We start from the raw sequence: 26,020 nt of genomic DNA, 5'->3' as shown, positions 1-26,020 counted from the left end.
CGGTGAGAGTGCTCCATCGTTCACGGTGGAGGTGAATCACCGTCACTCAGGGCGACGTTGAGACCTCACGTACTCGGCAATCACCGACAACGGCGCGCCGCCCGCAGTCCCGCAGTAATACGAGCGGGACCATAAATGCCCACCCCACAGGTACCGGGAAAGGTGCTCCGCGTGATCGCGCCGCACGTGCCGCGATGACACGCCCTTGAGCGAATTCACCAACTTCGACAGCTGCACGGTGGCGGGGAAGCCGACGAGCAGGTGCACATGATCGTCCTCGCCGTTGAACTCCCGCAGCTCGCAGCCGAAGTCCGCGCACACTCTCCGCATGATCTGCTCGCAGTCCACCAAGATCGGTCCGGTGAACTCACCCCGGCGGAATTTCGTGACAAACACCAAATGCACATGACAATCCCACACTGCGTGTCTGCCACGTCGGACAAGGTCAATCTCATCCATGACACCAAAAGTTATCGTCGGGGTGTGTTGAAGCGATACCGCTACCGCGCCTACCCCACAGGGGAGCAGCAGCACGCGCTGTCTCAACTGTTCGGGTGCTGCCGGGTCGTGTTCAACGACGCCCTCGCCGCGAGGGAATCTGCCCGCAGGGCGGGCCGGTCGATCCCGAGTAAGGGTGAGTTGTCGGCGGCGCTGACTATCGCGAAAACGACTCCCGAACGGGCGTGGTTGGCTGAGGTGTCGTCGGTGCCGTTGCAGCAGTCCCTCGCAGACCTGCATCGCGCGTATGCCAATTTCTTCGATTCCCGCACCGGGAAACGCAAGGGACGCAAGGTCGGTGCGCCACGGTTCAAGAAGCGGACACATCGCCAGTCTGCTCGTTTCACCCGCAACGCCGGGTTCTCGGTTCTCGAGCCGGGCGGTGGTATCGGCCTGGTGCGGTTGCCGAAGATCGGGCGTGTGCGGTACGAGTCGTCGCGGCCGTTGCCGGCGGACCCGTCGAGTGTGACGGTGATCCGTGAGGCGGACGGCCGGCACTATGTGTCGTTCGTGGTCGACGAGCCCGTGCCCGTTGTGGTTGTCCCTGAGTCGGCGCCGGCCCGATGCGCGGGCATCGACGTCGGCCTCACTGACCTTGCGGTGATCGTCTACGACGACGGTACTCGCGAGAAGATCGACAACCCCCGCTGGTTGCGGTCGAAGGAACGGCGTCTGGGCCGCGCCCAACGGGCATACTCACGCACCATGAAGGGGTCGAAGAATCGGGACAAGGCTCGCCGGAAGGTCGCGGCGGCGCACCGGAAGGTGCGCGAGACCCGCCTGGATCACCACCACAAGCTGGCATTGAGGTTGGTCCGCGAGAACCAAGCGGTCGCCCTCGAGGGATTGTCGGTGGCGGGTTTGGCGCGCACGAGGGTGGCGAAGTCGGTACACGATGCCGGCTGGTCGACGCTGACCCGGTTGATCGAGGAGAAAGCCGCCCGGTATGGCGCGGTGGTGCACACGATCAGTCAGTGGGAACCGACGTCGCAGGTATGCGCGGGTTGCGGGGTGCGGGACGGGAAGAAGCCATTGGGTGTGCGGGTGTGGGTGTGCCCGTCGTGCGGGTTGGTGCTGGATCGGGATTACAACGCTGCTGTGAATGTGTTGCTCGCCGCTGGGCTGGTGGAGAGGGTAAACGCTTGTGGAGGGAGCGTAAGACGTGTGCTTGCATGCGCGGACCCGGTGAAGCAGGAACCCGCTGAACAGATCTTGCCGGATGGTGAGGCTGCGTAGGAATCCTCCGCGTTCACGCGGAGGAGGAAGTCAAGACGTAGGTCGTAGACGATTCGGGCCCCGGGGCGGATACCCGGGTGTCCCCCAGTTCCTAGTGTTTCGAGGCATGACTTCACGACCCTTCGCTTTCTCGACTCCAGTGATACGCCTGTCATTGACGACGGCGGCTGCCCTCGCTCTGATCGCGCTGGCTGCACTTCCTATGCGCGAGGATCTCTACCTCGGCATCGCCGGTACGGCATCCGACTCGAGCCTTCTGCACGGGCCGGCCGGCGCGGTCGCCGCCCGAGGATTGCTACTTCTCGTGGTCTTGGCCGCCATAGCTGCGGTGTGGTCCGGTCTGCGGGATCGGGCTGCATTCTGGCGGCTCGCCACCGGGGGGATCGGAGTAGTAGGCGCCTACTTGCTCAGCGAAGTGATCGAACTGATGGTGACCGAGGAGCGTCCCTGCCGCGTCCTGGATGTGGACACGATCATGTCCTGCCCCGAAGTCGGCGACTGGTCGTGGCCGTCCAACCATTCCGTCATTGCGGCCGCGTTCGCCACCGCGTGCATCATCGCGCTACCGCGGGCTGCCTGGTTCGCCGTCCCGATGGCTGTTCTCATCGCGTTCTCTCGGGTGGCTGCGGGCGTGCACTACGTCCATGATGTCGCCAGCGGGCTCGCATTGGGTACCGCTGTCGTGGCTCTGGTGGTTGTTGTCCTGCAACCGGTCGCACATCGGCTGCCTCGATCTCTGGCAACCACCCATCCCGTCGCCCACCTGCGTCCTTGACGTTCAGCGGACCAGCGGGCGCCGGCCGATGAGCACCCTGATCGAGTCGACATCGAGAGAGATGCCTTAGCCCTCAGCGGCAAGCTGCCCGCACGCTGCGGCGATTTCCTGCCCGCGGGTGTCGCGGACGGTGCAGGAGACGCCCTGCGCGATGACGCGGCGGACGAATTCCCGTTCGGCAGGTTTGGGACTTGCGTCCCATTCGCTGCCCGGGGTGGGATTGAGCGGGATCAGGTTGACGTGTACGAGAGGGCCGAGCGCCTTGCGCAGCTTCTTACCCAGCAGATCGGCGCGCCATGGCTGGTCGTTCACGTCGCGGATCAGCGCGTATTCGATCGAGACACGGCGACCGGTCTTGTCGGCGTAGTACCGGGCGGCGCTGAGAACCTCGGATATGGGCCAGCGGTTGTTGACCGGTACGAGGGTGTCGCGGAGTTCGTCGTCGGGGGTGTGCAAGGAGACGGCGAGGGTGACGTGCAGGCCCTCGTCGGCGAGCTTGCGGATGGCGGGCGCGAGTCCCACCGTCGAGACGGTGACCGAACGCTGCGACAGCCCGAAGCCTTCGGGTGCGGGCGAGGTGATCCGGCGAACCGCCGCGACGACCCGCTTGTAGTTCGCGAGCGGCTCCCCCATGCCCATGAACACGATGTTCGAGAGTCGGCCCGGACCACCGGCGACGTCGCCGTCGCGCAGCGCCGCCGCGGCCGCCCGAACCTGATCGACGATCTCTGCGGTGGTCAGGTTCCGGTCGAGGCCACCCTGCCCGGTCGCGCAGAACGGACAGGCCATTCCACACCCTGCCTGACTCGAGATGCACAGGGTCGCGCGCTCCGGGTACCGCATGAGCACGCTCTCGAGGAGCGTTCCGTCGCCCGCGCGCCACAGCGTCTTACGAGTCTCGCCGCCGTCGCAGGCGATGTGCTTGACCGGTGTCAACAGGGACGGGAACAGTGCCTCGCCGATCTTGTCACGCACGGCAGCGGGCAGGTCGGTCATCTTCTCCGGGTCGGCTTCGAGCCGGCCGTAGTACTGCCGGGCGATCTGGTCGGCGCGAAATGCCGGAAGACCCAGTTCCTTCACGGCCTCACGTCGTTGCTCGGCATCGAGGTCGGCGAGGTGCCGCGGGGGCATACCGCGCTTGGGGGCGTCGAAAACCAGGGGCAGTGAGGAAGCCATAATGATCCATTCTCCCATGCTTTGGGACCTGGCTGTCCGGTCTGCGATGTGATGCTCACCCCCAACTCGCCCTCGAATTCACACGTTCGTGAAATTCCCACCTCGATGAGGGGAGGATCGGATCATGACCACCCGTATTGCTTCCGAGTTCGCCCGATCCTGGCTTCTTGTTCCCGGCAATGACCCCGAACGGTTCGAGCCTGCTGCCACCTCACCTGCCGATGCCGTCGTGCTCGATCTCGAGGATGCGGTCCCTTCCGAGGGTAAGGCAGCAGCACGGGCGGGAGTCGTCGAGTGGCTGCGCGGCGGTGGCAGGGCGTGGGTCCGCATCAACGACACCACCACATCGCACTGGTGCGACGACGTCGACGCCTTGGCGGGCGTGCCAGGCCTCGAGGGCGTCATGCTCGCGAAAGCCGAAAGTGGGCAACAGGTGGATGCCACCGCCGACGCCCTACCGGACGGCACCAGGATCCTCGTGTTGATCGAATCAGCGATGGGGCTCGAGGCAGCGCCCGAGATCGCCCGTGCCGAGGGCGTGTTCCGGTTGGTCTTCGGCAGTGGCGACTTCCGCCGCGACACCGGAATGAGCGCGACACCCCTCGCCATGGCGTATCCGCGTTCCCGGCTGGTCGTCACGAGCCGGGCCGCGCGACTCCCCGGACCTATCGACGGCCCCTCCCTGACCGACGACCCCACGATCCTCGAAGAGGAGTCGCAGCTGACCCAGTCGATGGGCATGACGGGGAAACTGTGTATGACACCGGATCGGGCGCGGTTCCCGAATGCAGCGCTCAGTCCGAGTACCGACGACATCGGGTGGGCTCACGCCGTCATCGATCGTCTCGGCGAGGACGGACACGGTGTTCGGGACGGGAGCGACCTGCCGAAGCTGGCGCGAGCGAAGAAGATCAAGGAGCTCGCTCGGGTCTTCCATCTCCAGAGTGCGAGCCGAACCGCCGACGAGTAGCCGAAGTGACGTTCGGCTCAACTGCGGAGACTGCCCACTTCGATGCTGCGCGGCTTGCGCCGGATGTGCAGCCGGTAGCGCACGGCCAAGGTTGTTCCCGGCGTCTCCCGAACCGCGCGGGCCGCGACCTTCGGTCCGAACTCGATTCCGAGGACCCGTTCGAGACTGTCTCGATCCGGGAAGTTCCATTCGGTGTCGATCCGACGTGAGGAGAATCCCTGGGCGTCGAAGAATGCTTCGACGACACGGGGCTGATAGTGCGGGAGGTCGGCGAGCATCCATTCCCCGTACAGGTACGCCGTCGCATCGAGGTCGATGACGGCGAGTGCTCCGCCTGGACGGAGGACCCTCATCGACTCGGTGATGCCTGCACCGCAGCCCGGACCGAAGAAGTACGCGGTCCGCGCATGGACGAGATCCACCGACCCGTTCGGGATCGGCATGTGCGCCGCCGATCCTGTGAGAACCCGGACCGTATCGAGGTGACCTACTCGTCGTCGCGCCGCTTCGACGAGCGGCGGATGAGGCTCGATTCCGATCACCGACCGGGCTGTCTCCGCAAACATCCCGAGGTGGAAACCGGTGCCGCAGCCCACATCGACGATGTCGAGTCCGGCCCAGTCTGCGTCCTCCCGCAGCGCCGCATACACGGCGCCGCGGGGGTCCTGGGCGCGGTTCTCCTCTTCGTAGACCGCCGGCCAGTGCCAGATGTTGGGGCTGGCGATCACGCCCCTGTCGTCGCCGCGATGATCGCCCATCTTCCGGACCTGTACCCCGCCCTACACGAAGACCGTAAGGATCAGCCAGGTCACGAACGCCGACGGGAGGATCGAGTCGAGTCGGTCCATGATGCCGCCGTGACCGGGAAGCAACGTGCCCATGTCCTTGATGCCGAGATCGCGCTTGACCTGCGACTCGATGAGGTCACCGGCTGTGGCCGTCAGCACGAGCACGGCGCCGAGGAGCGCGCCGATCCACCACTGTCCGTCGAGCAGGAACACGACGGTGAGAATTCCGACGGCCACGCACGCAACAAGGGATCCGCCGAAACCTTCCCACGACTTCTTGGGACTGATCGCGGGCGCCATGGTGTGCTTGCCGAACAACACGCCGGCGGCATAGCCGCCGATATCCGATGCCACACAGACCAACATCAGGCAGAAGACGCGTGCAGCGCCTTGGTCCTCGAGGACCATCAGCGTTGCAAAGGATGCGAGCAGTGGCAGCCATGCCACGGTGAACACTGCCACCGCTGTGTCGCGCAGATAGTTGTGCGGCTGTGCGGCCAGACCGTGGTCGAACAGTCGCCACAGCATCGTCACCACCACGGTCCCCGCGAACGCTCCGAGGACGCCGGTGGTGCCGTAGGGCCAGCCCAGCCAGATGATCGCCTGGCCGCCGAGCAGCAGTGGGAGGCGCGGCACGAGGACGCTTGCTTCCCGCAGTCGCTTGGTGACCTCCCACGTGGCGATCGCGATCGCAGCCGCGACCACACCGAGCCAGGCGGTGGGAGCGAACAGCAGGATCACGATCACGAGCGCGCCCAGACCGGCCCCGACCGCTATGGCGGCGGGAAGGTTCCGACCTGCGCGGGACGTCTTGACGAGCGGTGTTGCGTCGTCGGGTGGTGATGCTGCGTCAGCAGCAGGGACGTCGGAGGTATCTCCGGCGTCGAGTGGAAGCTGCGGGTCGGGAGACCCGTCGGCTCTGCCCACCGTCAGACCTCCATCAGCTCGGCTTCCTTGTGCTTGACCAGCTCATCGACCTGCGCCACGTACTTGGCCGTGGTCTTGTCGAGTTCCTTCTCCGCGCGAGCGACCTCGTCCTCACCCGCCTCGCCGTCCTTCTGGATGCGGCCGAGCTCTTCCATCGCCTTACGACGGACGTTCCGCAAGGTGACCTTGGAGTCTTCGCCTTTGCTCTTCGCCTGCTTGACGAGTTCGCGACGGCGGTCTTCGGTGAGCTGCGGCACCGAGATACGGATGATGTTGCCGTCGTTGGAAGGGTTGACCCCGAGATCGGAGTTGCGAATCGCAGTTTCGATTGCGCCGAGCAGCGAAGCCTCGTAGGGCTTGATGATGACCATCCGCGCCTCGGGCACGTTGATGCTGGCGACCTGCGTCACCGGGGTGGGAGATCCGTAGTAGTCGATGACGATCCGGTTGAACATTCCCGCGTTCGCGCGGCCGGTGCGGATGCCGCCGAGATCGTCCTTGGCCACTGTGATGGACTTCTCCATCTTCTCTTCGGCTTCGAAGAGAGCTTCATCGATCACGGCAGTTCCTCCATGTTCCGTTGTCCAATCATGACCGTACGAGCGTTCCGATCTTCTCACCGGCGACCGCGCGAGCGATATTGCCCTTGGTCAGCAGATTGAAGACCATGATCGGCATGGCGTTGTCCATGCACAGGCTGAACGCGGTCGCGTCGGCGACCTTGAGGCCGTTCTCGATGACCTCGCGATGGGTGACCTCCTCGTACATCTCGGCATCGGGATCGATGCGAGGGTCCGCGGAGTAGATTCCGTCGACGGCCTTGGCCATCAGAACCACGTCGGCGCCGATCTCGAGGGCACGTTGCGCGGCGGTGGTGTCGGTGGAGAAGTACGGCATGCCCATGCCCGCACCGAAGATGACGACCCGGCCCTTCTCGAGGTGGCGCCGCGCACGAAGCGGCAGGTACGGCTCGGCGACCTGACCCATCGTGATCGCCGTCTGCACTCTGGTGTCGATGCCCTGCTTCTCGAGGAAATCCTGGAGCGCGAGGGAGTTCATGACGGTGCCCAGCATGCCCATGTAGTCCGAGCGCGCACGCTCGAGTCCGCGCTGCTGCAGTTCGGCGCCGCGGAAGAAGTTGCCGCCGCCGATGACCACGGCGACCTCGACGCCACTACGCACGACCTCCGCGATCTGCTGCGCGACAGTTGTCACGACGTCGGGGTCGAGCCCGACCTTGCCGCCACCGAACATCTCGCCGCCGAGTTTGAGAAGCACCCGGCGGAAACCGGGCCGATCGTGGGCATGCTCGGTCATGACTCTCCTCTGGTTGCGCATGAATCGGCCCTTTCATCCTGCCTCATTCACCCGGTGGAACCGAGACCGGGAGCGAGGCGACACGCCACGGTGACCACCTGATGATGATCACCTCGCGGCGCCGGACACACCACGACCCCGCCGGCAACAGCCGACGGGGTCGATCGATCGGTGGACTAGCTGGCGCCGACCTCGAACCGCACGAAGCGGGTCACGGTGGCTCCGGCATCGTCGAGGATCGCCTTGACGGTCTTCTTCGAATCCGTCACCGACGACTGCTCGAGGAGCACGACGTCCTTGAAGAAGCCGTTGACGCGGCCTTCGATGATCTTCGGCAGAGCCTGCTCGGGCTTGCCTTCCGCCTTGGCGGTCTCCTCGGCGATACGACGCTCGCCTGCGACGACCTCCTCGGGAACCTCGTCGCGGGTGGTGTACTTCGCCTTGAGAGCGGCAACCTGCATGGCAGCACCCTTCGCAGCCTCGGCTGCGGCGTCGCCCTCGCCGGTGTACTCGACGAGCACGCCCACGCTCGGGGGCAGGTCCGATGCACGCTTGTGCAGGTAGACCGCAACGTTGCCGTCGAATGCAGCGACGCGACGGATCTCGAGCTTCTCGCCGATCTTGGCGGACAGCTCCTGCACCAGGGTGCCGACGGCCTTGCCGTCGACCTCGAGGGCCTGGAGTGCCTCGACGTCGGCCGGACGGCCCTCCGCAGCTGCGGCGACGATCGTGTTGGCGAGCGCCTGGAACTCGGCGTTCTTCGCGACGAAGTCGGTCTCGGAGTTCAGCTCGACCAGAACGCCGTCCTTGGCGACGACGAGGCCTTCGGCGGTGGAGCGCTCTGCGCGCTTGCCCACATCCTTGGCACCCTTGATGCGCAGCTGCTCGACGGCCTTGTCGAAGTCGCCGTCGTTGTCGGCGAGAGCATTCTTGCAGTCCAGCATTCCGGAGCCGGTGAGCTCGCGGAGACGCTTGACATCAGCGGCGGTGTAGTTCGCCATCTTGAGCGGGCCTCCTGTGTCTGTGATGAAAAGTCTCGGGTGCGGATGGCGCCGCGTGTGTGCGGGCCGGGCCGCGATGCAACGGCCCCGACCATGATCTCGCGATCGTGCGGTCGGGGCCGTGCAAACGGATCAGGCCTCGGGGGCTGCGTCCGCGGCGGGTGCTTCCGCAGCAGACGCTTCCGCAGCGGGTGCTTCCGCTTCGCCGGTCGAAGCCGCCTGCGAGAGCAGTTCCTGCTCCCACTCGGGAAGCGGCTCAGCGGCTGTTGCCTCGGGCTTGGCGTCGGCGTCGCTGTTCTTGCCGGCGCGGGCCTGCAGACCCTCTGCCACTGCGGACGCGACGACCTTGGTCAGCAGCGCCGCGGAACGGATCGCGTCGTCGTTACCCGGGATCGGGAAGTCGACGAGGTCCGGATCGCAGTTGGTGTCGAGGATCGCGACCACCGGGATGTTCAGCTTGCGAGCCTCACCGACGGCGATGTGCTCCTTGTTGGTGTCGACGACCCACACGGCCGACGGAACCTTGGCCATGTCGCGGATACCGCCGAGGGTGCGGTCGAGCTTGTTCATCTCACGCGTGAGCATGAGGATTTCCTTCTTGGTGCGCCCCTCGAAGCCACCGGTCTGCTCCATCGCCTCCAGTTCCTTCAGGCGCTGCAGGCGCTTGTGGACGGTGGAGAAGTTGGTGAGCATGCCGCCGAGCCAACGCTGGTTCACGTACGGCATGCCGACGCGGGTGGCTTCTTCGGCGATGGATTCCTGTGCCTGCTTCTTGGTGCCGACGAACAGAATCGTTCCACCGTGAGCGACGGTCTCCTTGACGAACTCGTACGCCTTGTCGATGTACGTCAGGGTCTGCTGCAAGTCGATGATGTAGATGCCGTTGCGGTCGGTGAAGATGAACCGCTTCATCTTCGGGTTCCAGCGACGAGTCTGGTGTCCGAAGTGGGCGCCGCTGTCGAGCAGCTGCCTCATAGTTACAACAGGCATGCCTGTTTCTCTCTTTCATGTCGGTTGCCGCGGGTGATCTTGCGATCCCCGCCCTGGCGTCCGCATGCCCGTCGACCCTTGCGGGACCGGCGACGGCCATCTACGGTGCATCCGTATAGACGGAGTTGCACCGACGCGCGGACGCGCGAAGTCGATCTGCGAACACAGACCGCTCGACAATCATACGGCCCTGACTCCTCGAACTGCCAACCGCCTCGTCAGAGCGGTCAATGCTCCCGCTCCTGTGGACAACCGGAAAGTTGTCCACATTCTCCGGTTCGGGGTATCGCGACAGCCTCCCGGCAGCAAGTCTGGGACGTATGCGAATCCCCGCGCTCGCGCTACTGACAGCCCTGCCGTTTCTGGTCGACCCGGCCCCCGCGGCTGCCACCGACCCGTTCGTCTGGCCTCTCGAACCACGTCCGACGGTGGCCCGGTCGTTCGACCCACCCGAGCACAACTGGTTGCCCGGCCATCGCGGCGCCGATCTGACGTCATATCCCGGCCAGACGGTGCTTTCGTCCGGCGACGGGATCGTCGTGTTCGCCGGAACTGTCGCGGGTAAGCCGGTGGTGTCGGTCGACCACTCGGGAGGACTACGCACCACCTACGAGCCCGTAACCGCGACGGTCGTATCGGGTCGCCGGGTCTCTGCCGGCGACCCGCTGGGCACAGTGGAGGCCGGACACGAAGGCTGTCCGGTCGATGCATGTCTGCACTGGGGCCTGCGCCGCGACCGCGACACCTACCTCGACCCGCTCCCCCTCGTCGAACGGGCGGTGATCCGACTCGAACCGGCGTGACCTGGCCGGTGACGCAGCACCGTCACCAATGCGCGGAATGCCGTCCCGTCAGGACAGGGAAATCATCGGCGACCATGGCCGCAAGCTCGGCGAACGCCCGGCGGGTCGCGGGCTGCAGCAAATTCAGGTCGATCTCGGCGCCCTCCGCCAGGTGCTCGTCGAAAGGCACGAACTGCACGGCCCGGCAGCGAGCGAGAAAATGCTCGGTCAACGCGTCGAGGTCGATATTGGAGGTCCCCGGCCTCGGCGAACTGATCACCACGACCGTGCGATCGACGAGGTCGCTGTAACCGTGGTGCTGTAGCCAGTCCAGTGTCGCAGCGGCACTGCGAGCACCGTCGACGGCGGGCGACCCGACGAGGACGAGTGCGTTGGCGAGATCGAGCACCCCTTTCATCGCCGAGTGCATGATCCCGGTTCCGCAGTCGGTGAGGATGATGTTGTAGTACACCTGCAGAATGTCGATGACCCGGCGATAGTCGTCCTCGCTGAATGCCTCCGATACCGCCGGATCACGTTCGCTGGCAAGCACTTCGAGCCGACTCGGAGCCTGGGACGTGTGGGCACGTACATCGGAATAACGTTCGATGCGGTCCGCCACCGCGATCAGATCTCGTACCGTCGACTGTGTCTGTTCGGGGATCCGCTGCGCGAGAGTTCCGAAATCAGGGTTGGCGTCGACAGCGATCACGCAGTCGCCGCGCATCGACGAGAAAGTCGAGCCGAGCCCGATCGTCGTCGTGGTCTTGCCTACACCGCCTTTGAGCGAGAGCACTGCGATGCGGTAGTCGCCGCCGATCGGCTGGCGGATGCGCGCGACGAGGTCGTCGTGGTGAGCATCATCGGAAGATTCGCCGGGATTGAACAACCCTCCGGTGATCCGATGCACACCGCGCCGCCACCCACCACTCGGCGCACGCCGGGAGCGACGGACCAGCACCCCCGACGCGAGGTCGAGATTCGACGGTTGATGGTCCGGCACACCCGCGGGACCCGGAACTGCGGGACCCGGAATCGGATCGATCACGACGCCCGGATCATGGTTCACGGCAGGGACCGGGTCGGGTACATGGAGCGGCTCAGGTTCGACAGCGCGTTCCGGTTCCGGTTCCGGTTCCGGTTCCGGTTCCGGTTCCGTCCGAGACTCCCCTTCTTCTACGAGTTCAGGCTCGGGCACAGTAACCAGCACGGGCACAGGCACAGTGTCCGGCACCGACTCAGGCACCGGATCGGGAAGAACGACCACTTCTTGCACGACCGCGACAGGCTCCGGCTCCGGGTCCGGCTCCGCAGACATCCTCGGCTCCGGATCACGCTGAATCGGAATGATCGAAAACGGCACCGACGCCGGCGGCGCGACCGAGGCAGGCGGCGGTGAGATCGGAGCTTCGCTCGGTGAGATCGGAGCTGCGCTCGGTGAGATCGGAGCTGCTGAGGACGGAACCGGTCTTGCAGCGGAGGGCACCGGCGCTGAAATCAGGATTGGGCTCGCTACCGAGCCGGTCTGCGATTCCGGCGGCGCGATGTGCTGTTCCGACGCGCGCCCAGCAGTACGACGTAGTCCACGTCGCGGTGTGGGAGGCTCCGGTTGAGGATCGGGTTCGTCCTGCAACCACGCTGGAAGTGCATGGTTCGACTCGTCACGTGCCATCAATCCCCCCGAGATCCCCCGCTGTCGATCGGCTGCGACGCTACCAAAGGGGACCGAACTGCGTACACCTCAGGCGCGGGGATGCGCCTGCTCATGGACTGCACGCAGCCGCGCAACCGACACATGGGTATACAGCTGAGTGGTTGCCAAGCTCGAATGACCGAGGACTTCCTGGACGACGCGCAGATCGGCACCGCCCTCGAGAAGATGGGTCGCTGCAGTGTGTCGTAGCCCGTGCGGAGCGAGATCGGGGGCGCCGGGAACGGCACCGACCGCCTCGTGCACGACCGTGCGTACCTGCCGCTGCCCGATCCGCCCACCACGCTTCCCGAGGAGCAGCGCCGGCCCCGACAACGCGGTCGCCAACGACGGTCTGCCGATTGTCAGCCACCGTTCGAGCGCATCTGCGGCGGGAACCCCGTACGGCACCGTTCGTTCCTTGTCGCCTTTACCCAGCACCCGCACGACCCGCCGCTCCGCATCCGCGTCGTCGAGGTCGAGCCCACACAGTTCACCGACCCGGATGCCTGTCGCATACAGCAGTTCGACGATCACACGGTCGCGTAGCGCAACCGGGTCTTCCTCCCGAGCGCCCGACTCCGCCGCCGCCATGAGCTCCGAAGCCTGGTCGGCATGCAGCACCGCGGGCAATGTCCGGTGCGCGCGTGCTGATGCGAGCCTTGTCCCGGGGTCGTGTCGGGTGCGGCCGGAGCGGACCAGCCAGGCGGTGAAGGTCCGCACCGACGACGTGCGCCGCGCGATCGTGCTGCGCGCTGCTCCTGACGCGACCTGCCGCGCGAGCCACGCCCGCAGAGTCCCGAGGTCGATATCGGACACGCGTGCGTCCGGTTTCCCTTCGGCGAGGTGAGCAAGCAGCGAACGCACGTCCGTGGTGTACGCGCGGACGGTGTGCGCCGAACGATTCGACTGCAATGCCAGATGCTCGGCGAAATCCTCGACATGGACGGCGAGCACGGGAGGCAGCGCTGCCGATGCCGGATCATGGTCCATGGGAACTACCGTGCGCGGTGTTCCGGGTCCGTGCAAGCCAACGCGCCTCGATAGGGTTCGTTCGTGAGTAAAACGATCTCTTTGCCGATGCTGTGCGCACTTGCGCTCCTGTCGGCCACAGCGCCGCTGGCGACGGATATGTATCTGCCGGGTCTACCGATCATGTCCGAGAGTCTCGGCACCTCGACCGTCGGGATTCAGCTCACGCTGACCACGTTCATGGCAGGCCTGGGCATCGGTCAGTTGATCACCGGCCCCCTCTCCGACGGTTGGGGCCGCCGCCGCCTCCTCGTGATCGGCACCATCGTGCTCGCAGTGAGTAGCGCGATGTGCGCGCTTGCCCCGACGGTCGAGGTGCTCATCGCGGCACGAGCAATCCAGGGCTTCAGCGGGGGCATCGGAATCGTGCTTGCGCGAGCGGTCATCGCAGATCGGACGAGCGGCCACGAATCTGCGCGCTTGTTCAGCGTCATGATGATCATCGGTGGCATTGCCCCTATAGCCGCGCCGGTCATCGGTGGTGCACTCCTCGATCCCATCGGCTGGCGCGGGATCTTCTGGGTCCTGACCGGCGCCTCCATCGCGATGCTCGTCGGAGTACTCGCGTTCATCCCCGAAACCCTGCCACCCGAGAAACGTCACGGTGGCGGGTTCGCAGCACTCGCGAGCAACTTCGGTTACGTGCTCGGCAATCGCCGTTTCATCGGATACGCCGCGGCGTTCGCTCTCGGCTTCGGCGCGCTGTTCGCCTACATCTCTGCATCACCGTTCGTCGTGCAGAACGTGCTGGGGATGTCCGCGACACAGTTCTCGCTGGTCTTCGCAGCCAACTCGGTGGGATTGGTGACCGCGAACATCATCAACACTCGCCTGATCGGCCGGTTCGAGGTGCGCTCGCTACTGCTGTTCGGCGTCACTCTCATGCTGACCGCAGGAACACTGCTGCTGGTCACCACAGTGATTTTCGGCGCTCACCGCTGGCTGCTGCTTCCACTGCTGTTTGCAGTCGTGCTCAGCCTCGGATTCACGATGGGCAATTCCACAGCCCTCGGCCAGGGCGAAGTGCCGTCGGCCGCAGGTACCGGATCCGCGATCATGGGCGCCTCCCAGTTCGGCCTCGCCGCGATCGTCTCACCGCTGGTCGGGTTGGGCGGGGAGGACACCGCCATCCCCATGACGATCGCAATCGTCGTCTCCGCGGGCCTCGCGATGACCGCCCTGCTCACGCTCACCCGTGAGGCCCGCACCTGACCGTCCTACGAGCGCCGCTCTAGCTGACCTCGACCTCGGTGAGCTCCTTCTTCCAGGTGCGGAAGCCCTCCTCGGTCCGTCCGCGACGCCAGTACCCGGAGACCGACGCGCGAGCAGGCTTCACCCCGCGTTCCTTGCGCAGGTAGGGACGGATGTGTTTCATGACGGTTTCCGCTTCACCGTGCACGAACACCTGGACGTCTCCTTCGGGCCACGGCAGCTCCCGCACCGCTGCTACCAGGGGCGCGTTGCCGTCGATCAGGTCCGAGCCTGCATCGCCTGCCGCCGCCCCACGATGGAGCCACGTCACGGTGACGCCGGACGGTGCGACCAGATCGAGTTCGTCGGATTCTCCGGCAACCTCGAGGAACACAGCTCCGGCAGCGTCGGCCGGAAGCGACTCGAGGGCCGCTGCGATCGCAGGAACCGCAGTCTCGTCACCTGCCAGCAGGTGGAAGTCCGCGGCCGGATCGGGCAGGTAACCCGCTCCGGGGCCTCGGAGCACCACCTCGGTGCCGGGTTTCACGGAGCGCGCCCACGGGCCCGCGATTCCCTCATCGCCGTGGACGACGAAGTCGATCCAAATCTCCTCGGCATCCGGATCCACGCGCCGCACCGTGTAGGTGCGCACCACGGTCTCGTCCCCCGCCGGAAGTTCGATCTTGACGTAGCTGTCGGTTTCGGGGCGCGGAGTGAAGTCGGCGAACCCGTCGCCACCGAACACCACTCGAACGAAATGCTCGGACACGATGTCCGTGCGCAGCACGGTCAGAGTCGTCGCTTGCGGAGCCTTGGGCGCCACAGTACCTCCTTATTAGGGTTACCTATCTCCAGAGACACTACCCTGTCCTCGGCGCCAGACGCAGGAGCCGAATGCCGTCCGACTAGGCTCGAAGCCATGAGTACCACCGCGTCCGACATCGCCACCTGGATGATCGACATCATCAACACCGAACGCAAGGTCGGCCAGGCCGACATGGTCGACGCGATCGAATCGAAGTTCGGGTCCGAATGGATCTACGTGGGCGACAGCGGTCACCCCTCGGTCGACCGGGCTGTCCTCAAGGAATTCCGCAAGGCTCACCGCGGCGCCGTGAAGTGGCACCGCGACGACCTCGCCTGGTACGTCGACGACAGACCCGAAGCCGAATCGGCCGAACCCCCGGCGACGGAGTAGTCCATCTAGATGTAGAGATCGTGTTCTCCTCGGAGAACACGATCTCTACATTATTCAGCGCTCACTCGGCCGAGCCGGTCCCTGTCGACGACATCGATGACAACGTTTGCGCGAGCGCGGCCAGGATGCACTGCGGATGGATCGGATTGTAAACGCACGTCAAGTCAGGCATGGCCAGAGGACCATCCACCGAGGTGGCCTGTGCACCGGCAAGGCCCGCTGAACCCAGCCCCATCATGGTGGTGACGGCAGCAATCACCGTGAGTTTTCGAAGCATCGAGCGTCCTTCCACGAGGCATGGTTGCCGTCCGTTCTATCGGCGGGCGACCAGCACCGTTACCTGCCCGCTGTACGCGACCATCCCCCGTCGTCGCGATGGACGAGCCCTTCCATTTCGAGTAAGGGCAACGCTCCCCGCACGCGGTCGACGGAGAGCCCTGCGGCCTCCGCGAGCGCTGTCGGCTCGCACGTGCCCGCCGCCGGCAACGCCTCGTAGACGAGCACCAGATCTCCCGAGAGTCCGTCGAGCGCTCGAACGAACTGGGCATCGCGGTCGTCGTCGACTTCGAGGAGTGGACCGCATTCCTCGACGATGTCCCGCGCAGCGCCGACCAACCGCGCTTCGCCCTCGCGGATCATGCGGTGGCACCCCTGCGACGCCGCCGAGGTGACCGGCCCGGGCACCGCGACCACCGGTCGGCCCAGCCGGCGTGCCCACGCTGCCGTGTTGCGGGCGCCGCTACGCCACCCCGCTTCGGCGACAACGGTTCCCACGGACAATGCCGCGATCAACCGATTGCGCGCCAGGAAGCGATATCGCGCGGGGACCGTGCCGGGTGGGTATTCGCTGACCACCAGGCCTGATTCGGAGATACTCCGCAGCAGTTTCGCGTGTGCGGCGGGATAGGCCCGATCCACACCGCACGCGAGGATCGCAACGGTGGTTCCTCCGACCCCGAGAGCAGCTCGATGTGCCGCAGCATCGATCCCGAATGCGGCACCGGACACCACGGTCCACCCGTCGACTGCGAGGTCGCCGGCGATCTCTGCCGTCACGTGTTCGCCGTATCCGCTGGCCGCCCGGGTGCCGACGATCCCGATCGCCCGTTCGACGAGTTCGTCGAGCCGCCGTTGTCCCCACACCCACAGCGCCAGCGGCGGGCCTTCCGCGTCGGTGGCCGTGTCCAGCTGGTCGAACCCGAGCATCTGCCACGCGGGCCACTCGTCGTCGTCCGGGGTGACAAGGCGCCCACCCGCCCGGCTCAGGCGTTCCAGATCAGCGGCAGCCGTGTCGAGGTGGGCACGAGCCTTGACCTTCGCGGTGAGTTCGGTGCCCGCCGAACCTTCCCGCACAGCATCCGCGACCTCGACGACTCCGTGCTCAGCAATGGCCGCGGACACCGCCCGCGATGCGCCTCGGGTGACCGTCGAGAGATATGCCCAGGCACACCGTCTCTCGTCTGCATCCTGCTTCTCGCCCACGGATGATCCGCGTGTCATGCGGCACCTCGATCTCGGAAGTCGAGCGCTGCGGCCACGTGAAGTTCGGTCGGTTGGGACAGACCCTCCAAGTCGCACAATGTCCACGCAACTCTGAGTGCTCTGTCCGCCCCTCGCGCCGTGATCGCACCCTTGCGCAACGCCCACTCCACAGGTTTGACGGCCGTAGCCGGCAGCCGGAACTTCTGTCGCAGCGCCGGACCCGGAACTTCCGCATTGGTCGCCCACCCGAAATCCTTCCACCGGTCCGCTGCAGCGGCACGTGCAGCCGCGACACGAGCCCGTACGTCGTCGGTGCTCTCCCCCGCGTCGCCCATCAATGCGCTCGTTGCGACGGACTGCATCCGCACCCGAAGATCGACGCGGTCGAGCAGCGGCCCCGACAGCCTTCCGAGGTACCTTCGTCGCGCAGTCGGCACGCACACGCAGTCGGCGTCACGAGCAGGCGCACACGGACACGGATTCGCTGCAAGGATGAGTTGGAATCGGGCGGGATACCGGGCCACGCCGTCTCTGCGGGCAATGCGCACTTCTCCGTCCTCGAGGGGCGTCCGTAACGCCTCGAGGGTCTTCGTTCCCATCTCGGCGACTTCGTCGAGGAACAACACCCCGCGGTGTGCCCGGCTCACGGCACCCGGTGTGGCCATGCCCGTCCCACCGCCGATGAGCGAGGCCACCGTCGCGGTGTGATGTGGCGCGATGAACGGCGGTTCCATCACGAGTGGGCGATCCGCCGTGAGGGTTCCCGCTACCGAGTGGACCGCCGTGACCTCGAGCGCATGGGTTGCGCTCAGTTCGGGAAGTATTCCCGGAAGACGTTGGGCCAGCATCGTCTTCCCGATTCCGGGCGGACCGGTGAGCATGAGGTGATGCGCGCCCGCGGCGGCGACTTCGATCGCGCGGCGCGCCTCGTGCTGTCCGACGACCTCACTGAGGTCCGCACGAAGAGTTCGCGGTGGCACAGCACGAGGATCGGGGCGCTCGAGCGGGCCGTCGCCCTGCAGCCACAGCACCACGTCGCGCAGGGTGTCGGCGCCGTACACGTCGATTCCCTCCACCAGCGATGCCTCGGTCATCATCACGGTAGGAACCACGACTCGCGACCATCCGTGGTTCTTCGCCGTGACGACGGCGGGGAGCACTCCACGGATCGGTCGCAGCCTGCCGTCGAGCGCGAGTTCGCCCAGCAGGATCGTCTTCGTCATCGCTTCGAGCGGTACGACATCCGCGGCATTGAGCACCGCGCACGCGAGAGCAAGATCGTAGACACTCCCCATTTTGGGAAGTGTCGCAGGCGACAATGCCAGAACGACCTTCGAATCCGGCCATTTCCCACCGGAGTTGGATACCGCCGCGCGGACGCGGTCACGCGATTCCTGCAGTGCGGTGTCGGGAAGGCCGACCATCTTCACGCCCGGCAATCCGCCGCCGATGTCGGCTTCGATCTCGACGACGTGACCATCGATACCGGACACGGCCACCGACCATGCTTTCCCCAGCGCCATCAGAGCACCTGCTTGCGGTGGACGATCTCGGGAGCATTCCCTCGAACCAGCACGACCGTCACCACGTCGATGCGGATCCGGTCCCATCTGCGGTTCTGGGCCGCAAGCCACAGTCCGGCCAGGCGCCGCAGCCGTTCTGCTTTGGCGCGGGTGACGGCTTCGGCGGGTGTGCCGTAACCGAGCCCCGTCCTGGTCTTGACCTCCACGAACACGAGAACGGCACCGTCCTGCGCGATCAGGTCCAGCTCGCCGTACCGGCACCGCCAGTTGCGTTCGACGACCACCATTCCGCCGGCCTCGAGATATTCGGCGGCGAGGTCCTCACCGCGGATCCCCACATCTTGATTTCGTCCCATCCCTCTTGCTCCTCCCTGCGTGCACACACTGTGCAGCAGGGAAGGCGGGCACATGGGGAGTCGGATGCCCGAAACGGGAAATCTGTGGATGAAACGACCGGCTGTGTACAACAGCCCGCTCCTCGGCCGGCACACTGCAGGCGTGTCGGAGCTCTCCGCTAGGGTGCGCGCTTATCCGAGCTTGTCGGGCAGACGCAGTTCGGGCTTGTCGAGTTCTTCGATGTTGACGTCCTTGAACGTGATCACCCGGACATGCTTGACGAACCGTGCCGGGCGGTACATGTCCCACACCCAGGCATCCGACATCCGCACCTCGAAGTACACCTCGCCGTTCGCGTTGTGTGGAAGCAGTTCGACGGCGTTGGCCAGATAGAACCGCCGCTCGGTTTCGACGACATAGGCGAACTGACCGACGATGTCCCGGTACTCCCGGTAAAGCGAGAGTTCCATCTCGGTTTCGTACTTCTCGAGATCCTCGGCACTCATCGGTCTCGGTGTCCTCCCATTCTGGTGTGTTCTGTCATCATCCCGCATCCGCCCCGGCACCGACGAGTCGGCGTCGAAACGGTGCTTCGCCGCTCGCTGCGGCAACGTTCGCCCATGATCTCCGATGCTCGGCGGACGGGCCGAGCTCGCGCAGCGCCGCCATGTGCACAGCTGTGCTGTAACCCTTGTGTATCGCGAAACCGTACCCCGGATACGTTCGATCGAGCCCCACCATGATCCGGTCGCGAGTGACCTTCGCGAGCACGCTCGCCGCGGCGATGCACGACGCGGCGCCGTCCCCTCCGATCACCGGCAACGACGGAGCCGGCAGACCCGGGACGCGGAATCCGTCGGTCAGCACGTATCCGGGTGCGAGCGACAGACCAGCGACGGCGCGCCTCATCCCCTCGATGTTGGCGACGTGGATGCCGATGGTGTCGACTTCTGCGGCCGGTACCTCGACCACGCTCCACGCCAGTGCACGTCGGACGATGGCGTCGTAGAGCTCCTCGCGGGTCTTCTCCGTCAGCTTCTTCGAATCGTCCAGTCGATCCAGCGACGAGTGCGGTTTGGGCCCCAGGATGCATGCGGCGATGACCAGCGGACCGGCACACGGCCCGCGACCGGCTTCGTCGACACCGGCGACCGGGCCGAGCCCGCATCGAAGCAGTGCCGATTCCATCGTTCGTAGACCCGATGATCTGCGGATCACCGGTCGCGGTGGCCAGGTACTCACGACGTCATGATCTCCGGGGAGTCGATGAGGCCCCATCGGCCGGGGGGCAGCACGATGAAGCGCGCCTTTCCGATGACATTCTCCAACGGAATGGACCCTTGATGCTCGTCGCCGACGTGATAGCGCGAATCTGCGGAGTTGCTGCGGTTGTCACCCATCACCCACACATGGCCCTCGGGCACCGTCACAGGACCGAAGCAGCGTCCGGACGGCACCTCGGTCTCGCAGGTGACGACACCGGGGGTGAACGGGTAGTCCATCTCCACGTACGGCTCGTCGATCGGTTGACCGTCGACGAGAATGCGCCCCTGGTCGTCGCAGCACTCGACTGTCTGGCCGCCCACCGCGATGACACGCTTGACGAGGTCGTTCTCGTCGGGCGGGACCAACCCGACGAGCGAGCCGACTTCCTGGATTCCTCGGAGGACGGCGTTGTCGGAGCGCGTCGAGGTGTATCCCTCGGACCACGAATCCGGTCCCTTGAACACGATGACGTCTCCGGGCCGCGGATCGCCGAATCGGTATCCGATCTTCTCGACAACGATGCGGTCGCCGGTGCAGCCCGGACATCCGTGCAGTGTCGGTTCCATCGATTCGGAAGGAATCAGATAGACGCGGGCCACGAACGTCTGGAGGAGGAAACTCAAGGCCAGCGCAACCACGATGAGGATAGGAAGTTCACGCCAGAACGACTTCTGCTTCTTCGTCTTCTTCTCGGTGCCGCTGTCGTCGGTCAGGTCGTCCGGTTCCTCTCTCCTGTGGTGAGCACCGTGCGTCCGGTTGTGTGCCGAGAGTCGGTCGTCGCCGTATCGGTTCGCGCCCGGCCCGGCCGGTTCGTGCGGTGAATCTGCCACCGGAACAGACTAGCCCGGCCGGGATGCAAATCCGGGCCGGGCTTGTCAGTATGCCGTCAGAATGCGGTGATCAGCGCTTTTCCTTGATCTTCGCAGCCTTGCCGCGCAGCTCGCGCAGGTAGTAGAGCTTCGCGCGACGGACGTCACCGCGGGTGAGGACGTCGATCTTCGCGAGGTTCGGGCTGTGCACCGGGAAGGTGCGCTCGACGCCGACGCCGAACGAGACCTTGCGGACGGTGAAGGTCTCGCGGATGCCGCCGCCCTGGCGACGGATCACGACGCCCTTGAAGACCTGCACACGCTCCTTCGAGCCCTCGATAACCTTGACGTGCACGTCGAGCGTGTCGCCGGGGCGGAAGTTCGGAATGTCGTCGCGCAGCGACTTGGCGTCCAAAAAGTCCAGGGTGTTCATCGGTGTTCTATCCTCTTGTTCGCTCGAGCAGAGGAACCTGGCGGCGACCGCCGTGAGGCGGGCTCGACCGGTTCATGCCCAGGTCAGGTAGGCGTGCCCGAACGGGGCAACCTGTCTATAGTGCCAGACTCCACCGTGTTGGGTGAAATTCCGGGTGCCGGAGCCGCGTGGACGGTCCTGTCGAGGACGGCTTCCGCAGCGATTCGTGAGTGCTCGACGCTACCGAGCACCGCTTCGAGCGTCGGGGCACCTGCCACGAGGTCCTGCACGAAGATCTTCGCTCGGATCACCGGTCGGCGGAACCGCCGTTCACGCGCGATCGCCCTGGTCATCTTCCGTGTCTTCCCCTGGTATCGCCAGCGCGCCCACGGCGCTCCCGGCCGCGACAGACGCAGGGCGCCGACCCACAGCAACGGCACGACGAACAGCCCGACCAGACCGGTCCAGATCTTGCCCTTGGCGAGGACCACCCCTGCGAGCAGCAGATTCACCAGCACAGACACCACCAGAACGAAACGGTTCACCCAGTCGCCGCCGTCGTCGAAATTGGTGAGGTCGACGAGATCGAGGGGCTGCAGACCGAGCAGAAGCATCCCGGTCACGGCGATGGCGACGAACACAGCGTCAACCGAGACTCGTCCCTCTTCCTCCCAGTAGACGTCGTGGAGATAGAAGATGAGCGCGAACTCGTCGAGCGTCAGGGCAGCCCCCACCCCGAACAGTGCAGCGAAGACGGCAACGACGGCCCTGGAACCCACCTCGTACATCGAGATGAGACCACCACCGGCGATGACCATCGTGACCACCCCGAACACCATGTGGTGCACGTGCAGCCCACCGGGTGTGATGTTTCCGGGCCACCACCGCACCTTCGCCCGGATCAACCGGACACTGACGCGGATGAACACGAAAGCCACCACGAAGCCCAGCAGGAAGCACACCAACGGTAGTCGGCCCTGGTCGATGATCTCGGTCCGAACCCAGTTCATCGTCGCGGCATCGTTGTCGTCATCGGGGCGCTGCCCCTGCTCTCGACCGTCTCGACCCCACGTGTTTCAGCATCCCAGGCGCCGGTCGCTCGCGGTGCGATACGCCCGGCGCCCGGGCCGCTCACTTGCCGAATCCGGCTCTCCGCAGTGCGTCGGCCATCGATCCGGTGGTAGATGCAGCTTCGGAGCGCGAGCCCTGCTTCCCTCCGCCCTGCCCTCGGGCACGATTGCCGTCGTGCCCACGACCGCCGCCCTGCCCACGACCGCCGCCCTGCCCACGACCGCCGCTGCCCTGGCCTCGAGGGGCAGGCCTGGATCCGCCCTGACGTCCTCCGCGCGCGGGACCGCCGCTTTCACTGTCCGATGCGGACGGGAGTTCGTCGTCGAGGCGCAAGGTGAGGCTGATGCGCTGGCGCGGAATATCGACTTCGAGAACCTTGACCTTGACCACTTCACCCGACTTCACGACATCGTGAGGATCCTGGACGAAGTTGCGCGACATCGCCGAGACGTGCACGAGTCCGTCCTGATGAACCCCGACGTCGACGAACGCACCGAAGGCGGCGACGTTGGTGACGACACCCTCCAGCACCATGCCGGGCTCCAGGTGGGCCACCTTCTCGATTCCCGCGGCGAACGTCGCGGTCTTGAACTCGGGGCGCGGATCACGCCCCGGCTTCTCGAGTTCGCTGATGATGTCGGTGACAGTGGGGAGGCCGAACTTGTCGTCGACGAACTCTTCCGGACGAAGCGTGGAGAGGACGGCGGACCTGCCGATGAGTTCGAGGACCCCGGTACCACTTCGGTCGACGATTCGTCGGACCACGGGATAGGCCTCGGGGTGGACCGCGGATGCGTCGAGTGGGTCATCGCCGCCCAGGATGCGGAGGAAGCCCGCGCACTGTTCGAAAGCCTTCGGACCGAGCCGCGCAACATCCTTGAGTGCCTTGCGGGTACGGAACGGGCCGTTCTGGTCTCGATGCGTGACGATGCTCTCGGCGAGCGACCCGGTGATGCCCGAAACGCGGGACAACAATGGCACCGAGGCGGTGTTGACGTCGACACCGACGGCGTTCACCGCATCTTCGACGACCGCTCCGAGCGACCGCGCCAGCATCGTCTCGGACACATCGTGCTGGTACTGGCCCACACCGATCGACTTGGGGTCGATCTTGACCAGCTCGGCGAGCGGATCCTGCAGACGACGTGCGATCGAGACCGCACCGCGAATGGACACGTCCAGGTCGGGAAGTTCCTGGGTTGCATAGGCGGACGCCGAGTACACCGAGGCACCGGCCTCCGACACCACGATCTTCGTCACGTTGGTGACACCCGACTTCGCGATCAGCTCGGCGGCAAGCGCGTCGGTCTCGCGGGAGGCTGTGCCGTTGCCGATGGCGATGAGTTCGACACCGTGCTTCGCCACCAGGGCGGCGAGGGTCGCGAGCGACTGATCGTGCTTGTTGTGCGGCTGGTGCGGATAGATCGTCGTGTGGTCGACGACCTTGCCCGTCGCATCGACAACGGCGACCTTGGTGCCGGTGCGGAACCCCGGGTCGAGGCCCATCGTGGGGCGGGTTCCGGCCGGCGCCGCCAGCAGCAGGTCGCGCAGGTTCGCGGCGAACACGTCGACGGCGTCGCTCTCCGCGGACTGCTTGAGCCGCATCCGCACGTCGACGGCCATCGAGACCTGCAGCCGGGTGCGCCACGCCCACCGGACGGTGTCGAGCAGCCAACGGTCGGCGGCACGCCCCTGATCGGCGATCCCGAAGCGGCCGGCGATCCGGCCTTCGTAGTACGACGGTGTTCCAGGTTCCTGCTCTTCGAGGTCCGGCTCCAGCGACAGGCTGAGGACTTCTTCTTTCTCGCCGCGTAGGACGGCGAGGATGCGGTGCGACGGCAGGCTGGTGAACGGCTCCGAGAATTCGAAGTAGTCGGCGAACTTCGCGCCGTCGGTTTCCTTCCCGGGCCGCACCCCGGACTTCAGACCGCCACGACTCCACATGGCCTCGCGCAGCTCACCGACGAGGTCGGCGTCCTCGGAGAAACGTTCGACGAGGATCGCGCGGGCACCATCGAGCTGCTCGGCGTCGTATTGCGCGGGGTCGGTGGTCGGATCACCGATGAGTGCATCGGCGACCGGCTCGTGCCCGGCCTCGCGGGCGATCTGGGCCTTCGTGCGGCGCTTGGGCTTGTACGGCAGGTAGATGTCTTCCAGCCGGGCCTTCGTCTCGGCGAGCATGATCTGTCCGCGGAGTTCGTCGTCGAGTTTGCCCTGTTCGTCGATCGATTCGAGGATCGCTGTGCGGCGTTCGTCGAGTTCGCGTAGATACCTCAGGCGCTCTTCGAGGGTGCGGAGTTGGGCGTCATCGAGCCCGCCGGTGACCTCCTTGCGGTAGCGCGCGATGAACGGCACGGTCGAGCCGCCGTCGAGCAGCTCCACCGCCGCAGCCACCTGGTTCTCACGTACATCGAGTTCGTCGGCGATGCGCCGGTTCACGGTGTCGAGTTGGGTCGTCACGACGATCGACCCTACCTCTATCCTTTCGTGTGTTCCCCGTGGCGCCTCGAGCCCATGTCCGGCGGGACACCGAACTTCGGCCGACAGCGCGCTGCGCGCTGCACAATGGAATACAGGAGCTTTGATGACCAGGGATCGGTTCCGGTCGTGCCTTGCGTTGCTGGTCGTGACAGCAACGATTTCGGCATGCGGAGCACCCCTCGGCGAGACCACCGATTTCGCGTCGGATGTGTCCGCTGCCGGCCTTCAGGTCGAGATGAGCACCGGCATCGACACCGGTGTGCCGATCAGGATGGACGCGCTCGCGCAGCGTATCGATGCGGCGACCGAACTCGCCGCCGAGCGCGGTGCGGAGGTGACTGTCGCTGTCCTCGACCGCGCGACCGGCGCGAGGACGGTCGGCGGTGTGAACGAACCTCTCGCGACGGCGTCGGTGGTCAAATTGTTCATCGCCGACGATCTGTTGTTCCGGGAATCGATCGGCGAGATCCTGCTCGCCGATGAGGACTATGACCTGATCCGGGAGATGCTCACGCATTCGGACGATTCGGCGGCGAACCTGTTGTGGGAGGCGTTCGACGGGCACGAGATCGTCGAACGTGTCGCCGAGCGACACAGCCTCGACGGGACGGTGGCATCGGTCGATTCCTGGTGGAATACCGTCACAACCGCATCCGACATCCTCACCTGGTACGACGACCTACTCAGCGGCAGAGGAGGGCTCGACGAATCCTCTGCCGCCCGAATCATCGGGTCTCTACTCGAGTTCGATCCCACCGGATCCGACGGCTACGATCAGAGGTTCGGTCTTCCCGACGGTCTCCCGTCCGCTGTCGACCTCGGAGTGAAGGCGGGGTGGATGTGTTGCCTCGACTCGCAGTGGATTCATCTGTCGACCGGGTTCTTCGGCAATTACCACCGATACGTGGTCGCCGTGTTGTCGCGGGAGACGGTGAACTACGAGGATTCCGAGTACGACGGTCTGTTCGTTCCGGACACTTCGGTGTATGACGCGTCCGACGACGCCAGCGCCCAGCACGCACGAGATACCGTGACGATGATGGTGAAGACCGTGTTCGGCTGATCCCGC

At 65.6% G+C, this 26,020-nt stretch carries 29 protein-coding genes; 8 read left to right on the top strand and 21 right to left on the bottom strand.

Annotated elements, in window-relative coordinates:
* Positions 1-42: 42 nt before the first annotated feature.
* Positions 43-459, bottom strand: a complete 417-nt coding sequence (gene tnpA, locus ACFWCF_RS19495) for an IS200/IS605 family transposase (RefSeq protein WP_378564722.1) — start codon at positions 457-459, stop codon at positions 43-45.
* 24 nt (positions 460-483) lie between these two features.
* Here tnpA and ACFWCF_RS19490 point away from each other — a divergent pair, with 24 nt between their 5' ends.
* Entirely contained in the window at positions 484-1,734 is a 1,251-nt protein-coding gene (locus tag ACFWCF_RS19490) for an RNA-guided endonuclease InsQ/TnpB family protein (RefSeq protein WP_378564719.1), read from the top strand.
* A gap of 106 nt (positions 1,735-1,840) precedes the next feature.
* Complete coding sequence (locus ACFWCF_RS19485) at positions 1,841-2,509, top strand: phosphatase PAP2 family protein (RefSeq protein ID WP_378564716.1); 669 nt, start codon at positions 1,841-1,843, stop codon at positions 2,507-2,509.
* A gap of 66 nt (positions 2,510-2,575) precedes the next feature.
* On the opposite strand, the gene rlmN is transcribed toward ACFWCF_RS19485, so the two are convergent.
* Complete coding sequence (rlmN, locus tag ACFWCF_RS19480; protein WP_378564713.1) at positions 2,576-3,685, bottom strand: 23S rRNA (adenine(2503)-C(2))-methyltransferase RlmN; 1,110 nt, start codon at positions 3,683-3,685, stop codon at positions 2,576-2,578.
* 124 nt (positions 3,686-3,809) lie between these two features.
* Here rlmN and ACFWCF_RS19475 point away from each other — a divergent pair, with 124 nt between their 5' ends.
* Complete coding sequence (locus ACFWCF_RS19475; protein ID WP_378564710.1) at positions 3,810-4,655, top strand: HpcH/HpaI aldolase/citrate lyase family protein; 846 nt, start codon at positions 3,810-3,812, stop codon at positions 4,653-4,655.
* 17 nt (positions 4,656-4,672) lie between these two features.
* On the opposite strand, the gene ACFWCF_RS19470 is transcribed toward ACFWCF_RS19475, so the two are convergent.
* The 6 genes from ACFWCF_RS19470 to rpsB form a co-directional block, all read right to left on the bottom strand.
* Positions 4,673-5,413 carry a class I SAM-dependent methyltransferase gene (locus tag ACFWCF_RS19470; protein ID WP_378564707.1) on the bottom strand — a complete coding sequence of 247 codons (741 nt, stop codon included), beginning with the start codon at positions 5,411-5,413 and terminating at the stop codon, positions 4,673-4,675.
* Positions 5,414-5,434: 21 nt separating this feature from the next.
* Complete coding sequence (locus ACFWCF_RS19465) at positions 5,435-6,370, bottom strand: phosphatidate cytidylyltransferase (RefSeq protein WP_378564704.1); 936 nt, start codon at positions 6,368-6,370, stop codon at positions 5,435-5,437.
* 2 nt (positions 6,371-6,372) lie between these two features.
* Positions 6,373-6,930: a ribosome recycling factor gene (frr, locus tag ACFWCF_RS19460; protein ID WP_378489875.1), complete on the bottom strand. Its 558-nt coding sequence runs from the start codon at positions 6,928-6,930 to the stop codon at positions 6,373-6,375.
* Between the two features lie 28 nt (positions 6,931-6,958).
* Positions 6,959-7,687 (bottom strand): UMP kinase, encoded by a 729-nt coding sequence (gene pyrH / locus ACFWCF_RS19455; protein ID WP_378489876.1) that lies wholly within the window; start codon positions 7,685-7,687, stop codon positions 6,959-6,961.
* A gap of 176 nt (positions 7,688-7,863) precedes the next feature.
* On the bottom strand, positions 7,864-8,688 hold the full coding sequence (gene tsf / locus ACFWCF_RS19450) for a translation elongation factor Ts (protein WP_378489877.1): 825 nt from the start codon (positions 8,686-8,688) through the stop codon (positions 7,864-7,866).
* A 132-nt stretch (positions 8,689-8,820) separates the two neighbouring features.
* Positions 8,821-9,678, bottom strand: coding sequence for a 30S ribosomal protein S2 (rpsB, locus tag ACFWCF_RS19445; RefSeq protein WP_378564701.1), 858 nt, complete (start codon positions 9,676-9,678; stop codon positions 8,821-8,823).
* Between the two features lie 320 nt (positions 9,679-9,998).
* Here rpsB and ACFWCF_RS19440 point away from each other — a divergent pair, with 320 nt between their 5' ends.
* Complete coding sequence (locus ACFWCF_RS19440) at positions 9,999-10,481, top strand: M23 family metallopeptidase (protein WP_378564698.1); 483 nt, start codon at positions 9,999-10,001, stop codon at positions 10,479-10,481.
* Between the two features lie 22 nt (positions 10,482-10,503).
* On the opposite strand, the gene ACFWCF_RS19435 is transcribed toward ACFWCF_RS19440, so the two are convergent.
* Positions 10,504-11,778, bottom strand: a complete 1,275-nt coding sequence (locus tag ACFWCF_RS19435; protein ID WP_378564695.1) for a MinD/ParA family protein — start codon at positions 11,776-11,778, stop codon at positions 10,504-10,506.
* Between the two features lie 28 nt (positions 11,779-11,806).
* On the opposite strand from ACFWCF_RS19435, the gene ACFWCF_RS19430 reads away from it, so the two are divergent.
* Complete coding sequence (locus ACFWCF_RS19430; protein WP_378564692.1) at positions 11,807-12,073, top strand: hypothetical protein; 267 nt, start codon at positions 11,807-11,809, stop codon at positions 12,071-12,073.
* Between the two features lie 128 nt (positions 12,074-12,201).
* Here ACFWCF_RS19430 and ACFWCF_RS19425 read toward each other — a convergent pair whose 3' ends face one another.
* On the bottom strand, positions 12,202-13,143 hold the full coding sequence (locus ACFWCF_RS19425) for a tyrosine recombinase XerC (RefSeq protein WP_378564689.1): 942 nt from the start codon (positions 13,141-13,143) through the stop codon (positions 12,202-12,204).
* 87 nt (positions 13,144-13,230) lie between these two features.
* Between ACFWCF_RS19425 and ACFWCF_RS19420 the strand changes: the two genes are divergently transcribed.
* Positions 13,231-14,394 (top strand): multidrug effflux MFS transporter, encoded by a 1,164-nt coding sequence (locus ACFWCF_RS19420; RefSeq protein WP_378564988.1) that lies wholly within the window; start codon positions 13,231-13,233, stop codon positions 14,392-14,394.
* 19 nt (positions 14,395-14,413) lie between these two features.
* Here the strand turns inward: ACFWCF_RS19420 and ACFWCF_RS19415 are convergent, their stop codons facing one another.
* Positions 14,414-15,196 (bottom strand): siderophore-interacting protein, encoded by a 783-nt coding sequence (locus ACFWCF_RS19415; protein WP_378564686.1) that lies wholly within the window; start codon positions 15,194-15,196, stop codon positions 14,414-14,416.
* Between the two features lie 96 nt (positions 15,197-15,292).
* Between ACFWCF_RS19415 and ACFWCF_RS19410 the strand changes: the two genes are divergently transcribed.
* Complete coding sequence (locus ACFWCF_RS19410; protein ID WP_378564683.1) at positions 15,293-15,571, top strand: DUF6953 family protein; 279 nt, start codon at positions 15,293-15,295, stop codon at positions 15,569-15,571.
* A 61-nt stretch (positions 15,572-15,632) separates the two neighbouring features.
* On the opposite strand, the gene ACFWCF_RS19405 is transcribed toward ACFWCF_RS19410, so the two are convergent.
* From ACFWCF_RS19405 to ACFWCF_RS19360, 10 genes are all read right to left on the bottom strand, one after another.
* Entirely contained in the window at positions 15,633-15,848 is a 216-nt protein-coding gene (locus ACFWCF_RS19405; RefSeq protein WP_378564680.1) for a hypothetical protein, read from the bottom strand.
* Between the two features lie 59 nt (positions 15,849-15,907).
* Positions 15,908-17,071: a DNA-processing protein DprA gene (gene dprA, locus ACFWCF_RS19400; protein ID WP_378564677.1), complete on the bottom strand. Its 1,164-nt coding sequence runs from the start codon at positions 17,069-17,071 to the stop codon at positions 15,908-15,910.
* Positions 17,068-18,576, bottom strand: a complete 1,509-nt coding sequence (locus tag ACFWCF_RS19395) for a YifB family Mg chelatase-like AAA ATPase (protein WP_378489887.1) — start codon at positions 18,574-18,576, stop codon at positions 17,068-17,070. The genes dprA and ACFWCF_RS19395 overlap by 4 nt, the downstream gene beginning before the upstream one ends.
* Positions 18,576-18,932, bottom strand: a complete 357-nt coding sequence (locus ACFWCF_RS19390; RefSeq protein ID WP_378489888.1) for a YraN family protein — start codon at positions 18,930-18,932, stop codon at positions 18,576-18,578. The genes ACFWCF_RS19395 and ACFWCF_RS19390 overlap by 1 nt, the downstream gene beginning before the upstream one ends.
* 171 nt (positions 18,933-19,103) lie before the next feature.
* Entirely contained in the window at positions 19,104-19,418 is a 315-nt protein-coding gene (locus ACFWCF_RS19385) for a DUF2469 domain-containing protein (RefSeq protein WP_006550963.1), read from the bottom strand.
* Between the two features lie 37 nt (positions 19,419-19,455).
* The gene (locus ACFWCF_RS19380; protein ID WP_378489889.1) at positions 19,456-20,154 is read right to left on the bottom strand and encodes a ribonuclease HII; all 699 of its coding nucleotides are present in this window, start codon (positions 20,152-20,154) and stop codon (positions 19,456-19,458) included.
* Positions 20,151-20,891: a signal peptidase I gene (gene lepB / locus ACFWCF_RS19375; RefSeq protein ID WP_378489991.1), complete on the bottom strand. Its 741-nt coding sequence runs from the start codon at positions 20,889-20,891 to the stop codon at positions 20,151-20,153. Before lepB ends, ACFWCF_RS19380 begins: the two co-directional genes overlap by 4 nt.
* 187 nt (positions 20,892-21,078) lie before the next feature.
* Positions 21,079-21,420, bottom strand: coding sequence for a 50S ribosomal protein L19 (gene rplS / locus ACFWCF_RS19370; protein WP_378564674.1), 342 nt, complete (start codon positions 21,418-21,420; stop codon positions 21,079-21,081).
* 83 nt (positions 21,421-21,503) lie between these two features.
* On the bottom strand, positions 21,504-22,409 hold the full coding sequence (locus ACFWCF_RS19365; protein ID WP_378564671.1) for a hypothetical protein: 906 nt from the start codon (positions 22,407-22,409) through the stop codon (positions 21,504-21,506).
* A gap of 121 nt (positions 22,410-22,530) precedes the next feature.
* Positions 22,531-24,930, bottom strand: a complete 2,400-nt coding sequence (locus tag ACFWCF_RS19360; RefSeq protein WP_378564668.1) for a Tex family protein — start codon at positions 24,928-24,930, stop codon at positions 22,531-22,533.
* A gap of 124 nt (positions 24,931-25,054) precedes the next feature.
* On the opposite strand from ACFWCF_RS19360, the gene ACFWCF_RS19355 reads away from it, so the two are divergent.
* Positions 25,055-26,014 (top strand): serine hydrolase, encoded by a 960-nt coding sequence (locus tag ACFWCF_RS19355; protein WP_378564665.1) that lies wholly within the window; start codon positions 25,055-25,057, stop codon positions 26,012-26,014.
* Positions 26,015-26,020 lie beyond the last annotated feature (6 nt).

The organism is Rhodococcus sp. NPDC060090 (genome assembly GCF_042729855.1).
Taxonomy (GTDB): Bacteria; Actinomycetota; Actinomycetes; order Mycobacteriales; family Mycobacteriaceae; genus Rhodococcus.
Note: the sequence above shows the minus strand (reverse complement) of the source record. Positions and strands in the feature narration are given on the sequence as shown.